This window comes from Rufibacter ruber (genome assembly GCF_001647275.1).
GTDB lineage: Bacteria > Bacteroidota > Bacteroidia > Cytophagales > Hymenobacteraceae > Nibribacter > Nibribacter ruber_C.
In genome coordinates this window covers 58,909-74,203 of the sequence record NZ_LRMM01000003.1, presented here as the reverse complement: position 1 = coordinate 74,203, position 15,295 = coordinate 58,909, and the positions used below count along the sequence as shown (strand labels likewise).

The following is a 15,295-nucleotide window of genomic DNA, read 5'->3' as shown; positions in this document are numbered from 1 at the left end:
CCTCTTGCAGCCTGTATAGGTTTTCTGTTTCCGGCCTGTTTTTCAGAAAACAGGCCGGAAACAGAAAATTCACCATCTTAGCTGCGCCCACTGTTAGAGGCACGGCAGAGATCCTTTATTTTAATCCTTCCAGTAATACAACTTTACCGTCAACGCTGGCAGCCAGCACTTTCCCGTTGGGTAACACCCGTACCGTGTTGATCATGTCTTCACTGGCCTGATAAACCCAACTCACCTTCCCTGCCTGCAACTCAACCGCATAAACCCGCCCAAACGTGGTCCCGAAGAAGGCTGTTTTTTCCTGAATAACGGGCATAGAGGCTGAAAAATCGTTTCCAAACCCTGCATGGAAGTTCAGTACCGGCTCAGGCTGCGCTCCTTTTGTGCTCCAAACCACTACTGAGTCCTGCATAGTCTTTGCCACCAACAGCTTCTGCTCTGCCTGTCCGCCTAACGACTCCCGCACCCGGTATCTGGCGGTGGTAAAGGTTTGCTCACCGGTTTCTAAGTCAAATTGGCGCAGTTTTTCATCTGGGGCCACCATGTACACCTTCTTGTTCTGGATCACGGGAACACACATGGCCGGGGAGTAGTAGTGGCTGTAGTCAAGGTTCTTCCATGTCCAGGCAAGGCTCCCGTCTCTGCTGTTGAGCGCATAAAGAGTTTTGCCCCAGGTGCCAAACACCACTTTCCCTTCTGCCACCGTTGGCTGGCTGGCCGGAAACCCCTCCAGCCCCTTATATGCCCACAGCACTTTGCCTGACTGTATGGCTAACGCCCTGAAGGTGGAGTCACTGCTGCCAATATAGACTGTCCCCTTCTCAACGGTAGGGGTGGCCAGCACCGGAGCCTGGGTTTTCACCCGCCACAGCAGCTTTCCTGTACGGGCATTCAGACAGTAGACAGAACTGTCTGAAGAGGCAAATATCACCCGGTTGCCCGTCACCACCGGCGACGCATAAATTCCCTGCCCTGCGTTGAAACTCCAGTTGACCCTGTTTTTCTTTGGGTTAAGGGATTTGAACTCGCCCAGCAGGTTCCCTAGCAGCACCTGATCTTTCCAGATTGCCGGGGTAGAGACAATGTTGCCTTTGTCCTGGTAGGTCCATACCGCCCTCACCTGCTTATGCTCAGGGGCGATAGGGGATCTGCCGGGAGTTAAAGCAGCGGTTCTGGTTCTTGCTCTTTTCCCTTTGGCCGAAAGGGAAGCCCAAGCAGCACCAAGTGGCCTCCCCACCTCTTTCATCTGAGCACGGAGCGAATCTGGTGTGAGGGTGAAGATATTGTAGGCCAGCGTACCTTGTCTTACCTGGGCGGTTCTGGTCATGATGCCCGGCACCCCGTCATAGTCATACAGCTTGTTCACATGCCCATGCCCGCAGAAAACGGCGAGCGTGTTCAATTGGTGCAGTTTGTCAAAGACCTGGCTGTAATTGCTTAGCCCTTCATCTAACGGATAATGGCTAATGAAAAATACGGGCTGCTTCTTTGGCGTAGCTTGCACCAGACTGTCCAGCCACCGCATCTGGTCCAGCGGCACATATCCTCTTGACATTCGGCCGTAAGGCCCAGTACTGAACCCGATGATACGGACGCCTTCAATATCAGTCACAAACTTCTGTTCTTTCCAGAGGGTGTTGTACACCAGGCCTCCGCTGGCAGACCAGCCGGTATCATGGTTACCGGGTACTATGAAATAGGGTTTATTCAGCCCGTCCATGAGTTCCTTGGCCTTGCCCAGCTGGTCATTGTACCCAAAGTCGCTAACGTCGCCGGCGTGCAGGACAAAATGTATGTCAGGGTTTCCATTGATGTCTTTCACAATGGACGCCAAGCCCGTATCATTCCCGCTTTTGCCAATGTGCGTATCAGTGACCACTGCAAACGTGAGGGCCCGTTTTTGCTGGGCCATTCCCGTACGGCAAAAAGCCACTAGCAACAGCACCAGGGTAAAGGTTCTCCAGAGGTTCTTCATGCAGTTACTTTGCAATGCCAATCACTGCTACAACGGGCCGGTGGTCTGAGGCATACTGCTCATTGACTACGTTATGAGAAACTACACTTAGTTTGGGGGCCGGGTACTTATAGGCAATAAAATCAATAGCCTTAGTTGGACTCACTGCCGGAATGGTAGGCGCACAGGCTTGGCAGGTTCTCTTAAAGCTGCCGTCCAGGGTATTGATGACCTCTGAGCCCGGAGTGGCATTGAAGTCACCGGCAATGAGGAAGGGCAGGCTTTCCTGGGAGGCCAAATCGGTAATTTTTTCTATCTGCAACTGGCGGTTGGCCGGGTCTGACTGCGCATCTAGGTGCGTGCTCCCAAACCGGAATACCATCCCATCTGGCAGGGTTACTTTGGCAGTGGCCAACACACGGGCCTCCCCGCCAGTACCGGCTTTGGTTGGCAGCATATACATAGTTTTCTCGGTTAGCGGGTATTTAGACAAGATGGCCACTCCGTATTCTCCGCCCTGGTAATCAATAGACTTTACAAAATAGAACTGCATGCCCAGCCGCGCGGCCAATTGCTGCGCCTGGTTCCCCGGTCCGGACCGCTGGGTGTTGGCATCCACTTCCTGCAAGGCTACCACATCGGGCTTCTCGGCTTTGATCACGTTGGTGATGGCATCCAAGTCAATCACATTGGCGCGGGACGGCGGGTTGGCGTGGTGAATGTTGTAGGTCATCACTTTTATAGAAGACACTACTTCTTTAGGTTCTGGTTGGGGAGCCGGGTCTTCTTTCTTGTCAGAGTCTTTACAGGAGAGGGAGAAGAAAGCAAGGCCAATGAAAAACGCAAAAAGATGTCTAGGCATACAAGTGGTGCTTAAAAGGTAAAATCCTGCTGAAGATTAAAATGGGGAGCAGGCAATGAAGTATTTCTTCTATACGGCACAGGAGCCGAGGCTGTTTTGGGTCTATTTTTCAAAAAACAGGCCGAAAACAGCCTCCGGCTGTCACGTGCAGACGAGGGCATTAGTTGGGGTTAATCTCCAATACGCTGAAGACAGGCAAGTGGTCAGAGGCGTAGGTCTCCGGTATCACTTTGTGCTCCAATACCTTAAACTTTTCACCTGGCCGGAAGGCGATGAAGTCAATGGTTCTGTTGGGGTTGATGACCGGTATGGTAGGCGGGCAGGTCTGGCAGGTACGGGTGAACAATCTATCCAAATACTGAATAGTGGTGCTTTCCGGCCGGGCGTTGAAATCACCGGCAATGATCACGGGCAGCGAGGTAGCTTTTACAATGCGCTCAATCTCAGCCATCTGCATCATCCGGTTTTCTTCCCTTCTCACCTCCAGGTGGGTAACGGCAAACATGAACTCAAACCCTGACTTGGTTTTCACCTTGGCCGTGGCCATGACCCGTGGCTCTGGGTTGGTGCTGCGGTCATCTGGCAAGGCATAGGTCTTGGTGTCTGTCAGGTCATACTTAGACAACATGGCTACGCCGTAGTCGCCGCCGTCATGGTCAATGGCCTTGGCGAAGTAATAGGCTTTCATGCCGGTTTTCTTAGCCAGTTGCTCTGCTTCGTTGATTTTACCGGAACGGGCGGTGTTTACATCTACCTCCTGTAGCGCCACCACGTCTGGGTTTTCATCTTTGATGACCCGCGCAATGGCGTCCAAATCAATAAACGTCTTCTCCTTACTGGGCGGATTGGCGTAGTGGATGTTGTAGCACATGACCCGCAGTTGTTCTGGGTTCTGGGATTTACGCGCATTTTGCTTTTTTGCCTGGCTCTCAGAGGCTGATTGAGTGGCGGAAGGAGAACAGGAGGCCACCATTAAGGCGGCTCCTGCCATCACTCCAAGGAGGATATTCTTCATTTGTATGCTTAACATTTTAAGAGGAGAGGAACCCAAAATTTCAGTTTAAGATAAACCGGTTATTTTGATTGGCTGGTGTTCTTCACATTTCTTCCTTTCATGGGCCAGAAAGAGTTGGCGGGACCGCTGTCTTCCACGGCAATTTTGTAGAGTTTGATGTTGGCTCCTGAAACCCCCTCTACATATACTGTCCCGTTACTGGTAATGGTGGGGGAGTTCACGTTACCGTCTCCCAACGGAATTTCAGACACTAATATCCCTTCCTCGTTCACTACTACCAGTTTCCCATTGGTAGAGCCCAGGTAGATGCGCCCTTCCTTGTCTACGGCGGGTACACTCTCATTGCTGCTCATGGCATAGGTCCATCTGATAGTGCCATCTGCTGGGTTTAAGCAAACAAGCCCTAAGGTAGAACCCGTATACAGATCACCATTAGCTCCAATAACCACGCCTGATTGGGCAGCTCCGGTAACTGCGGTAGACCATTTCACCGCACCAGTAGCGCCATTATCTGTAATGGCCACCACGTGTGTATTGGTAGTATAAAAAATAGTACCGTCTGCGCCCATAGACAATGAGGTTCCATGGACAGCAGTGCCCACCCCTACAGATTCAGTCCATTTACGGGATCCGTCTGTGGTATTCACTGCCCATAATTTTCCTTCGGTGGCGTTGTACACATAGACTGTCGCTTCATCTTTGCTCAATACAGGGGAGGAGAAGAAAGAGCCTACCCCAACAATCTGCCAGCGTTTATCGCCGCCCGGAGTCCATGAGAAAAAGCCTCCATTGGGTGAAGTGTATCTTGAACCATGGTAAATATTACCTTGTGCATCTACGGCGGGGGTAGTGTTGGAAGCTCCCAGAAGTCCTGATCCTCCCCGCATCCACATCACAGATCCATCAGTTCCGTTTAGTTTATAGAGAGATTTAGTGTTGTCCCAAGTATTTATGTAAATGCTACCATCAGTTCCAATAGACGGAGCATTGGCGATATAATTTCCAACAGCAGTAGCCCACTTCAATTGGGCTGTGGCCCCCAGGTCTGTCACCGCCACCACTTTGCTGTTGGCCACTGGATTGCCCTGGCCTTCTACATAATAAACGGTGCCGTCATCACCAATCACTGGCGAACTAGATCCTTCATTCAGTTTAGTAACAGGTGTACTGTTACTGAATTCCCAAACTTTAGTGTAATTAAATTTTGGAATCTTATTTACTGTAACTGACTTAGTCACTCTAGTAGTAGCCCCACCCGCATTTTTGACGGTTAGGACTACTTCATAAGTCCCTGGTGACTCATAGGTAAAATATGGGTTCCGCTTGTTTGAAGTGGAGTTTTTACCATCTCCAAAACTCCAATGCCATTCTGTTATTTTTTCAGAACCTTCAGTTGGATCAGCATAAAAGAGCATTTTTACTCCTTCTACCGGTTTCAATGGAGTAAAATTGAAGTCTGCTGCAGGCGCCATCAAGCCGTCCATATCATCATCTTTACAGGCATTAAGGGAAACGCCTGCTAAGAGTGCAAGAAATAGTATTAGAATTTTTCTCATTATTTGAAAATGTTAAATGTCACTACAATCTGATAGTACAAAATGCATGGATGATGCAAAGGTTTACTAGATTTCTTTTAGCACCTGTTAGGAGAATAAACAAGGGTATTTTATCAAATAAGCTTTAATAACTATAACTGTGTTTACTAAAGAATTACATGATAATAAAATTCAGTTATAGCTATACATGTAAGTAAATACTAAGTATTTAAGCCCTAACAGAATCAACCAAACTATTATAAACAACAGTTGTCTTATCCTCAGAATGTCAAGGAGAAGCTCATCTATCCATTTGTTTACCATCAGAACAAATAGATAGATGAGCTTCTTTATTCATTATCTATCCCAACCTGGATTTTGCCCTAAGCCAGGGAATCTCTCTAGCTGTGACAGCGGGATTGGCCATAAGTAATGCTTAGCAGGATCAAAGGTTCTACCGCTCAAGGCTATAATGAACCCTTGGGGATCTCTACGCAAGTTAGAAGCAGAAGCAGGATTTGATAACCAGTTCACATTGGTTCCTTTGGTATCCTCGGCCAAAAGATGGCCTTGCTTCCAGCGCTTGATATCAAAATAGCGCTGTCCCTCCAGGGCAAGCTCCACCCGGCGTTCCCGTCTAATTTCTTCCCGCACATCAAGCCCATTAGCCGCCAGCTCCGCCAAGTCCATACGTTTCATACCTACCCGGTCACGCAACAGGTTAATGGTTATATCCAAGTCTGCCTGGGTCAGTTTGCCCTGCTCCAAACGTGCCTCAGCATAGGTAAGCAGCACTTCAGCATAGCGCAACAAGTGGATATCATTATAGTCACGGCTAACACTACCTACTGTGGAAATCTCTGCGTATTTAGTGAAATAATATCCTGTAACAGTAACTGCCCCACGGCCATCTGATGTGAATTTAGGAACCATGAAAATAGAAGGGTCTGGATTCTGGTTAGCTGGTCGGCCATCTAAACGCCCGCCCCAAGCTGCACCCGGCTTCAAGATAGTCTGGGTCATGCGGGGATCACGGTTTTCAAACACATCTTCGTACTTGGTAACGTTGTAGAGCGGAGATGTCTCAATAGGCAAACCATCTTTCATCAGGTAAGAATCTACCAATGATTTAGTGGGGTTCCAGCGTACTACCTGGTCCGGCACCTGAATTTCGCGGCTCAGGTTATGATAATAACCTAATAAATCTATAGTTAAGCGGGCTATGATGGTCTCTTTGTTGTTATTAGTAGCTAGCTTGCCTTTATAGGTAAACAAATCATAGTAATTCCGATCCGGATTGCCAGAGGTGAACAATTGATAAACTCCCAGATCCATGACATCTTTGGCGGCTTTCTCAGCTACATCATACCGACCGTGGTACAGAGCAATACGGGCCTTCAGGGCTAGGGCTGCACCTTTGTTCATGCGCCCTAAATTAGCGCCTGTCGGGATAGCGGGGTCTAAGTGCTGTGCGGCTAGATCCAGATCAGCCAGGACAAAGTCTAACACTTCCTCTTTTGGGGTGCGGGGTACAAATACCTCTTCTAACGTGAGGGTTTTGGTCACCAAAGGCACATCTCCCCAAAAGTTAACAAGATAGCTGTACATTAAGGCTCTGATAACCCGTACTTCGGCCGCAAGGGCTTCTTTACGCGCCGGATTTACATTGGCTTTTTGATAATTCTCCAGAAACGCGTTAGCCTGACGTACTCCAGCATACTGAGAGGTATACTCATTATTGAGTGTAGCCAAGTCATTCCCGTAATTTCCGCTACCTATCAATTGATAGGCTGTAGAAGAAGGCCACAGGGTATTATCTCCCATATTCTCCATGCTAACCGTGTTATAAGCTTTCACGTTAGCATACAGCGCGTTAACAGCCAACACCAACTGATCTTCGGTTTGCCAGAAAGTTTCATTGGAAATTTCATCTAAAGGAGCTCGTTCCAGAAAATCATCGTTACAAGACCCCAGCAGGAGCGCACTTAATAACAGGCTGTATAATTTCGTCTTATTCATGATACTGCTTACTTAAGATTGATGTTTACACCCAACACGAACGTTTTCACTTGCGGATAAAAGTTCCCGTTGCTGATAGGAGATTCTGGGTCATAACCATAGAAGTAGTCTGTCTTGGTAAATATATTGTCAGCAGAGGCATATATGCGCAGACGGCTTACCCGCACTCTTTCAGTAAGCGTGGCAGGCAAAGTATACCCAAGTTGCACGTTTTTAAGCCGCAGATAAGAAGCATCTTCTAGCCAATAAGTAGACAGCCGTTGGTTATGGGTAAGCTGATATGCCAAACGAGGGTAACTGGCCCCTGGATTATCAGGGGTCCAGCGATCTAAGTGTATTTTTTGCGCCATATTACTTTCTGCGGCAAAAGCATGCCGGGCATTGCCCATCAAGTAACCATCTACATCTCCTACCCCTTGCAGAAAGAAACGAAAATCAAACCCTTTCCAGGCCACATCACCTCTAAAACCAAACGTGTAACGGGGAATAGCACTTCCAATTACTTGCCGGTCACCTTCTAGTGTGATTTGTCCGTCTCCGTTCAGGTCTTTATAAATAATATCACCTGGCGCTATCTTATCACCGGCTATGTAAGGGAAATCAGCTACAAAGGTGCCAGATTCTGGCTTATAAGAGAAGTCAGACTCCTGAGCCAGGCGATCAGCCACTAACCCATAAAATGCATCAATAGGCTCGCCTATCAAACGTACCTGGTCACCGTAAGTAGCCAAGGTACCTCCCAGACTGGTAATTTTGTTTCTTACGTCTGAGATATTGAAGTTAAAGCTATAGTCAAAATCACCTTTGCGGTCTTTCCAGCCCGCCTGTAACTCCCAACCTCTGTTTTCTACTCTACCTGCGTTTTGGGGCGGGAATATATTCCCGAAAGGGGCCGGCTGTGGAAGAACCAAAAGAATGTCAGCCGTTTCATTGATAAAGTAATCTCCCGTAATGTTCAGACGGTTGTTGGCAAATGCTAAATCAAACCCTATATTTTGCTTAATAGCTGATTCCCAAGTTAAAATTTCATTACCTACCTTGGTTTGTCTCATACCAAAGGTTTCTTGGTTCCCTATGGGCATGGTGGTTACTGTTCCAAGGATATCCATATAACCAAAATCAATAATTCCTCCGCCTGGCAACGTAATTCTGTCATTACCTTGAGTTCCGTAGGAGAATCGCACTTTCCCGAAGTTTACAATGTTTTTAACCCCTTCAAAGAAGCTTTCCTCAGTAAACACCCAACCTGCAGAAGCAGCATAGAATAAATCCCAGCGCTTATCACGCGCAAAGCGGGTAGACCCGTCATAGCGGAAGTTCAATTCTACTAGATATTTGTCTCTGAAACCGTAGTTCAACCGGCCAAAGGCAGAACGAAGGGCATTTTGAGCCGCGCTACCGTCATTTTGCTGTTTATCGGTTCCCAGCGCGATGTGGCCCACTTCCTGAGTGGCCAGGTTGGTTCTGGAGGCGGTAAAATTATCTCCAATATTTTCATCCTGCGAAGCACCTAACAGTAGTTTCACGTAATGGTCATCAGCAATCCGTTTCTCATACTCAGCGGTACCAATAAACGTTTGATAAAAGTTGGTATAGTCACGGGCCTCAAAATTGTTTGGATAGCCGGTTGTATAGATTGGGTCTGTAACTGATGGGTCTGGGCTATAATAATTAATGGTCTTATTGAAGATATCGCGCTTAGAATTAGATCTAATGATGCCATACTGACCTTTCACATTTAACCCATCTATGATTTTTAAAGTGGCGCTCAGGTTACCGGTAAATTCCTGTGACCCAAATTTATTATAACCTCCATCAGTAGCAACGGCTATTGGGTTACTCTGCCCACCATGGTAGCCCCACGTACCTGTGGTAAAACGCACCGGCACTAAAGGCTTGATGGAAAGGGCGGAATAAAGAGGACCAGTACCCGCAGCAGCTCCAGAATACGCTCTGTCTATGTAGCCCAGATTGGCAGAAACATCAAGACGATCTACCAAAGTGGTACTTAACTTAGCCCGCACATTGTGCCGATTGGCCTCAAAGGCATCTCCGGTCACTAAGCCTCCTTCTTTTAAAAAACCATAAGACAATACATAATTTACATTATCCCCCCCGCCACTTACACTTAGGTTATGGCTTTGCTGAGGTGCGTAACTCTTATAAACTTCTTTCACCCAGTTGGTATTGGCGAAGTAATTAGGATCAGAGCCATTGCGGGCAATTTCAATATCCTCGGGTGAATATGTTGGGTTACGTTCAGCATTAACCTGGGCTTCATTGAGCAGAGTCATGTAATCAGGTGAGCCTACGAACTCAGGTAATGCGGTTGGTGTTTGCACTCCAAAGTAGGAATTGTAAGAAATGTTAGGTTTGCCTGACTTACCTTTTTTAGTGGTCACCAAAATAACCCCATTAGCTCCGCGCACTCCAAAAATTGAGGAAGAGGCCGCATCTTTCAAAACTGTAATTGACTCTATATCATTTGGATTAAGGATATCAATATTTCCTTCTGGAATTCCGTCAATCACTACTAAAGGAGTAGGGTTTCCAATGGTACCAATCCCCCTGATCCGGATGGAGCCGCCATTGTTACCAGGTGCACCGGATGCCCCGGTGATGGTAACGCCCGGCATAAGGCCCTGCATACCTGAGGTCACATTTGTTATCGGCCTGTCTTCCAAAGCTTCGGCCTCAATTTGATGCACAGCCCCCGTCAAATTTGCTTTCTTTTGAGTACCATAGCCTACCACTACCACCTCATCCATCAATTTGGTGTCTTCCTGCAGAGCTACATTCAAGGATGTTTGCCCTGTGTAGGCTATCTCCTGGTTCCTGAACCCTATGTAGGTGAAGACAAGCACGGGTTGGCTAACCCCTGAGGTGTTGATGCTGAATTTCCCGTCAATGTCAGTAACGGCTCCAATGGTGGTTCCTTTTATAGAAACCGAAACACCAGGCAGCGGTTGGCCGGCGGCGTCTTTTACCACCCCGGTGACGGGTCCATTTTGTTTCTCATTGGCAGAAGTCACCTCCAGACCAACCTTAGAAGGCTCTCTCTTAGAAGCAGAGCCCTCAAACGGAGCAAGGCCCAGCAGCGCCAACAACAGCAGCGAGCCTCCTCGTCGGGCACTTCCAGTGTTTTTTAGTAGTAGCAATTGTTTCATAAAAGCATGAAGTCTAATTAGTCTTATGTATCCGTTCTAGTTTATTACTGATCCTATTTTTGAAGGGCAGCTTGTCATACCCCCGGCAATTGTTTTTCTGTATTGACCGCTCCATTCAGTAAGCTCGTGAAAGCCTACCATCACAAATCACTATCCCTTATGTGGTACTTTTTGAATGGGAGCTTATCCTTGGCTTACCCTTTCCCGCTGCTCTAGCGCTTGTTGGCTTGAGGGTGGTACCAGTCAGCACGCTGTAGAGGGTTGGCTGTTCTTAGCAGTTCCCTCCTGAGCTCTTTTATGAATTTCATAAAACGACTCCCTTCACCTGCCCTTCTCCAATAATCCCTCTAATCTGGTCGTGTAACTTTTGAAAAAATTTTAATATCTGCAGCTTATCCTCCTAAAAGGCAGGCATTTCTTTCTTCATGGCCAAGGAACAAATATTTTTTATTAAAACAAAAACTTTTGACAAATTTTGCAATAAGTCCTGAGCATTGGATTAAATAATTGTTAATAAACAAATAACATATGATTACCTAATAGGAGCAGAGGAGACACTCCTTGATCAATAAAGATGGGAAAGCAGAATTTGTACATCAGGGAGAAGGCAAGGGCTATTGCCTAAAAAAAGAGTATTGCCGGAAGAACGGTTTGCATTAACCACACCCTTCCAGCACCAAACCCGCCCTACCATAGGGTATGCACAAGAACACTGTGGTGCCGTAAAAAAATCTTGGCTTACTGCACCACCAGATACGGCTGCATCTTCTGGAACTGCTCCTCTTTGAGCACCTTGATCTTGCGCAGTTCCTCTACGCTGGGGTACGGGCCGTGCTGGGTGCGGTAGTTGACAATGGAGCGGGCCAGGCTGTAGCCAATGTACGGGTGCGCCCTGAGTTCGTCAAAAGTGGCGGTGTTCAGGTTGATTTTCTGGACACGGCTGGCTTCTGAAATAAACGCGTATTTGCGCACGCTGTCTGCCACTTCGGGCGGGAGGCCGTACACCTCGGTCACCTGGTCGATGCTGTGGAAACCGCCCATCTTGTCTCTGAAATTGATAATTCGCTGCGAGAGTTTGCTGCCAATGCCCCTGATTTGCTTCAGTTCAGTCGTGTCGGCGGTGTTCAGGTCAAACGGCTGCAGCTGCCACCGCTTACGCGGGAAGTCTGTTTTTGGCCTGTTTTCAGAAAAAGAGCCGCTAAACGCACGGTCTTGGTTTCGGGCGTAGCCCGGACTTTCATCTGGCAATTGAATGTACGGGTACCACAGCTGGAAGAGGGAATCTGGCAGGCCGTAGATTTTCTGGAGCTGCGCCTTGCTCTTGAAGTCGCCGGCTTTGGCGCGGTAGTTCAGGATGCGCTGCGCGAGGTATTGGTTCAGGCCCAGTTCCTGCCACTGCGCCACCGTTAGCTGGTTGGGGTTGAAGCGGTAGAGCTTGATGGGCTTGCGCCTGTAGCGCTCAGCCCGGGCCACGGCGGCGTCCTCAGCTTGCTGGTCCAGCTGTACCACCAGGCTGTCCAGTAGCTGCTGGTCAGTGGTGGGGTCATAGGCATCATCTTCTTGAAAGAAGAGGAACGGGGCCGCAATACACGCCCCCATGAGCAACAGCAGCAGAAAAAACTGCCGCAACTCCCGCTGGGAGAAGGAGAAGTATTCCTGTAGGTTTTGCAGCAGGCGCTTCAGCATAACCTGCTTCTACGCAATAATTTAGGATTGGTGGTCAGGAAATCTAACCTCCTGCGTAAAACCTACCCCTCCCGGGAGGGGATTTCCCTCTTCTACTTTTGCAGATGATCTTGCTATACTCTTCCGCTATTCGGGATTTGCAATCCCGAATTTAGATACCTGCGGATTTGTATTCCGCGGCGCGAGCTGATCAATACGTGCGGGGTTTACAAATCCCTGAGGTATGTACTTCCAGATTGCAAATCCGGTAGAGCTTATCGCTTTTTTTACCCGGGCAGAGATTCCCCTCCTGAGAGGGATTGGAGTGGGTTCCACTGCGGCCGCCATCATCCCCACAGGGTCTTCCCTACCGGTAAAAGCAAAACCCGTTTTTGGCCTGTTTTCTGAAAAACAGCAAAAACGGGTTTTGCAAAATCTTGAATAAACCTAAATCTGCCCCGCCACAATAGCGATGCTTTCTTTGAAGGTATGCGGCTGGTAGCCCAGTTGCGTTTTGGCTTTGGTGATGTCAAAGCCGGTGCGCGGTGGGCGTTTGGCGGGCTGAGTGAAGAGAGTTCCGTCTACTTCCTCAATCAGGCTCTGGTCTAAGTTGAAGTACTCGGCTACCTGTACGGCCATCTGGTGCGGGGTGAGCAGCTCCTCGCCCGAGATGTTGAAGATGCCCTGGGCGTCATGCTTGGCGGCCAGCCAGCAGCCTTGGGCCAGGTCTTCGGCCAGCGTAGGCGTACGCAACTGGTCATTCACTACTTTGATCTGCTTGCCCTGCTCCAGGCTGCCTTTCACCCACAGCACAATGTTGGAGCGGCCGTAGTCATGCACAATGCCAAACACCAGCACGGTGCGCAGTATGGCCCATTTGCAGGCAGCGCGCTTCACCAGCTCCTCGGCGGCCAGCTTGCTTTCGCCGTAGAAGTTCACCGGTTTGCCCTCGGCTTCCTCTGAGTACGGTCCGTTTTCGCCGTCAAAGATGAAATCTGTGGAAACGTGAATAAGGTGCACGCCATGTTTTTCGCAGGCTTTCACCAGGTTCTCCACGGCGTCTACGTTCTGTTTCCAGCATTCCTCGCGCTGGCTCTCGCAGTCATCTACGTTGGTCATGGCCGCCGTATGAATGAGGTGGGTAGGCTGGGTCTCAGCAATCACCTGCTCCACCTGCCCGGCGTTGGTGACATCCATAGCGGCAAAGGCCACCTGCGGGTAAATCTGGGCCAGCTTGTTCTGGCCGCGCGAAGACGCAATGAGCTTGACAGTAGGCTCTGTGTGCAGCAGGTCTACCAGTTTCTGGCCCAGCAGGCCGTTAGAGCCGGTGATGAGGATGGTTTTCATAGGGAAAGGGGGTTATTGGTAGCGGTAGCCGTAGGTCTTGGTGATTTTCTTCTTTTTCATTTTCCTGGCCGTCACCGTCATCTTCACATCAGCGGTGGGCCGGTCACGGTAATCTTTCTGCACCTCGGCAATCTTGTCTATTACGGCCAGACCGTCAATCACCTGCCCGTACACGGTGTACTGGTTGTTTAGGAACGGAACGCCCTCATGGTTTTCCACCAGGTAAAACTGGGAACCGCTGGACTCTTTCCGGGGGTTCATGGCATCACCCAACCGCGCCGCCGCCAACGCACCGTACACGTGCTGGTGGTGGGGCAGAATCTCGGCCGGAAGGGTGTAGCCGGGGTTTCCCGCCCCGTCATTGTTGGGGTCACTGTCTTTGCTGTTGGGGTCACCGCCCTGTATCATGAAGTCATTGATCACGCGGTGGAACGTGGTGCCGTCATAGAACTTCTTTTTCACCAGCTTCAGGAAGTTCTCGCGGTGCCTGGGGGTGTCTTCAAACAACACCAGCCGCATAGTGCCCTGGCTGGTCTCTATGGTCACCAGATAGTCTTTTTTGCTTTTCTTCTGGGCGGTAGCCACGGCGCCAGCACCTAGCAACAGCACCAGCAGGAACAAAATTGGTCTCATGTTACAATGTTCGTTTTTGGCCGTTTTCAGAAAAATAGGCCAAAAACAGGTTTTCAAGTTGGTACGTACTTCTTTTCTACGCCAGGCCGCCCTTTCTACCCGGCTCCCAGGGTAGCCGGGTGAAAAGGGCGGCCTGGCCTGTTAACTATCCTTCTCTTTTCTGATTTCAGCCAGGATGCGGTCACCGCCACGGCTCAGTACCGCGTGCGCCAGTTGCTCGCCCATGGTTTCTGCGTCTTCAGGAGAACCGGTCATTTCTTCCACCAGCAGCTCTTCCCCGTCCAGGCTAATGATGCCTGCTTTCAAGGTCAAGGTGTCTGCGTCTAAGGTTGCCAGGGCGAAGGAAGGAATGCTGCAGCCGCCTTCCATGGTGCGCAGGTACGCCCGCTCAGCAAGCAGGCAGAGGTGGGTGGGTTTGTGGTCTAACGCCAGTTTCAGGTTCAATTTCCGCTCCAGCGGAAGGGTTTTGGCGCACTCAATGGCCACGCTGCCCTGCCCGGCGGCCGGAATGAACGTGTCTAGCGGCAGGTGCTGGGCAATCATGTGGTCATACTGCATGCGGGCCACCCCGGCGTAGGCCAGCAGAATGGCGTCATACTGCCCGTCTTTGAGCTTCTGGATACGGGTCTGCAGGTTGCCGCGGCACTCAGCGGTGATCACGTTTGGGTAGAAGCGTTTGAGCAATGACCGGCGGCGGGTAGACGAGGTGCCAATGACCTGCTGCCCCTCGCCCAGCTTGAACAGCGGGTTGAATGAGATCACCACGTCATGCACCTGCTCGCGCTCCATAAAGGCCAGCAGCTCCAGGTCTTCCGGAATGGTTGACTGCACATCTTTGGCGCTGTGCACGGCAATGTCAATGGCCCCGTTCCGAAGGCTCTCCTCCAGCTCCTCTGTGAACACGCCTTTGGCGCCAATCTTATCCAGTGACTTGTCAAGCACCAGGTCCCCCTTGGTGGTGATGGTGATGATGTCTACCTCCATGCCGTTGGCCCGAAGGGTATCTGCCACGTGGTGCGCCTGCCAGAGGGCCAGACGGCTGCCGCGGGTGCCTATTCTGATGGGAGACGTGGTTGAAGTTGTTTCCATAATATAAGG

General features: G+C 49.7%; 11 protein-coding genes. 1 reads left to right on the top strand and 10 read right to left on the bottom strand.

Annotated elements, in window-relative coordinates:
* Window positions 1–115: 115 nt before the first annotated feature.
* The 7 genes from A8O25_RS02025 to A8O25_RS01995 all read right to left on the bottom strand — a co-directional run bounded on the left by A8O25_RS02025 (window position 116) and on the right by A8O25_RS01995 (window position 12,238).
* Complete coding sequence (locus A8O25_RS02025) at window positions 116–1,975, bottom strand: outer membrane protein assembly factor BamB family protein (protein ID WP_066830107.1); 1,860 nt, start codon at window positions 1,973–1,975, stop codon at window positions 116–118.
* Window positions 1,976–1,979: 4 nt separating this feature from the next.
* Window positions 1,980–2,816, bottom strand: a complete 837-nt coding sequence (locus A8O25_RS02020) for an endonuclease/exonuclease/phosphatase family protein (protein WP_241498911.1) — start codon at window positions 2,814–2,816, stop codon at window positions 1,980–1,982.
* A gap of 160 nt (window positions 2,817–2,976) precedes the next feature.
* The gene (locus tag A8O25_RS02015; RefSeq protein ID WP_074987925.1) at window positions 2,977–3,831 is read right to left on the bottom strand and encodes an endonuclease/exonuclease/phosphatase family protein; all 855 of its coding nucleotides are present in this window, start codon (window positions 3,829–3,831) and stop codon (window positions 2,977–2,979) included.
* 59 nt (window positions 3,832–3,890) lie between these two features.
* Entirely contained in the window at window positions 3,891–5,303 is a 1,413-nt protein-coding gene (locus A8O25_RS02010) for an outer membrane protein assembly factor BamB family protein (RefSeq protein ID WP_420911786.1), read from the bottom strand.
* Between the two features lie 420 nt (window positions 5,304–5,723).
* Entirely contained in the window at window positions 5,724–7,385 is a 1,662-nt protein-coding gene (locus A8O25_RS02005) for a RagB/SusD family nutrient uptake outer membrane protein (RefSeq protein WP_066830101.1), read from the bottom strand.
* Between the two features lie 8 nt (window positions 7,386–7,393).
* Window positions 7,394–10,552 carry a SusC/RagA family TonB-linked outer membrane protein gene (locus A8O25_RS02000; protein WP_082893384.1) on the bottom strand — a complete coding sequence of 1,053 codons (3,159 nt, stop codon included), beginning with the start codon at window positions 10,550–10,552 and terminating at the stop codon, window positions 7,394–7,396.
* A gap of 738 nt (window positions 10,553–11,290) precedes the next feature.
* Entirely contained in the window at window positions 11,291–12,238 is a 948-nt protein-coding gene (locus A8O25_RS01995; protein ID WP_066830096.1) for a ComEA family DNA-binding protein, read from the bottom strand.
* A gap of 223 nt (window positions 12,239–12,461) precedes the next feature.
* On the opposite strand from A8O25_RS01995, the gene A8O25_RS01990 reads away from it, so the two are divergent.
* Window positions 12,462–12,662 (top strand): hypothetical protein, encoded by a 201-nt coding sequence (locus tag A8O25_RS01990; protein WP_066830093.1) that lies wholly within the window; start codon window positions 12,462–12,464, stop codon window positions 12,660–12,662.
* A 2-nt stretch (window positions 12,663–12,664) separates the two neighbouring features.
* Here A8O25_RS01990 and A8O25_RS01985 read toward each other — a convergent pair whose 3' ends face one another.
* From A8O25_RS01985 to hemC, 3 genes are all read right to left on the bottom strand, one after another.
* The gene (locus A8O25_RS01985; RefSeq protein ID WP_066830085.1) at window positions 12,665–13,564 is read right to left on the bottom strand and encodes an SDR family oxidoreductase; all 900 of its coding nucleotides are present in this window, start codon (window positions 13,562–13,564) and stop codon (window positions 12,665–12,667) included.
* Window positions 13,565–13,576: 12 nt separating this feature from the next.
* Window positions 13,577–14,197 carry a peptidylprolyl isomerase gene (locus A8O25_RS01980; RefSeq protein WP_066830302.1) on the bottom strand — a complete coding sequence of 207 codons (621 nt, stop codon included), beginning with the start codon at window positions 14,195–14,197 and terminating at the stop codon, window positions 13,577–13,579.
* 141 nt (window positions 14,198–14,338) lie between these two features.
* Complete coding sequence (gene hemC, locus A8O25_RS01975; protein WP_066830081.1) at window positions 14,339–15,286, bottom strand: hydroxymethylbilane synthase; 948 nt, start codon at window positions 15,284–15,286, stop codon at window positions 14,339–14,341.
* Window positions 15,287–15,295: the final 9 nt, after the last annotated feature.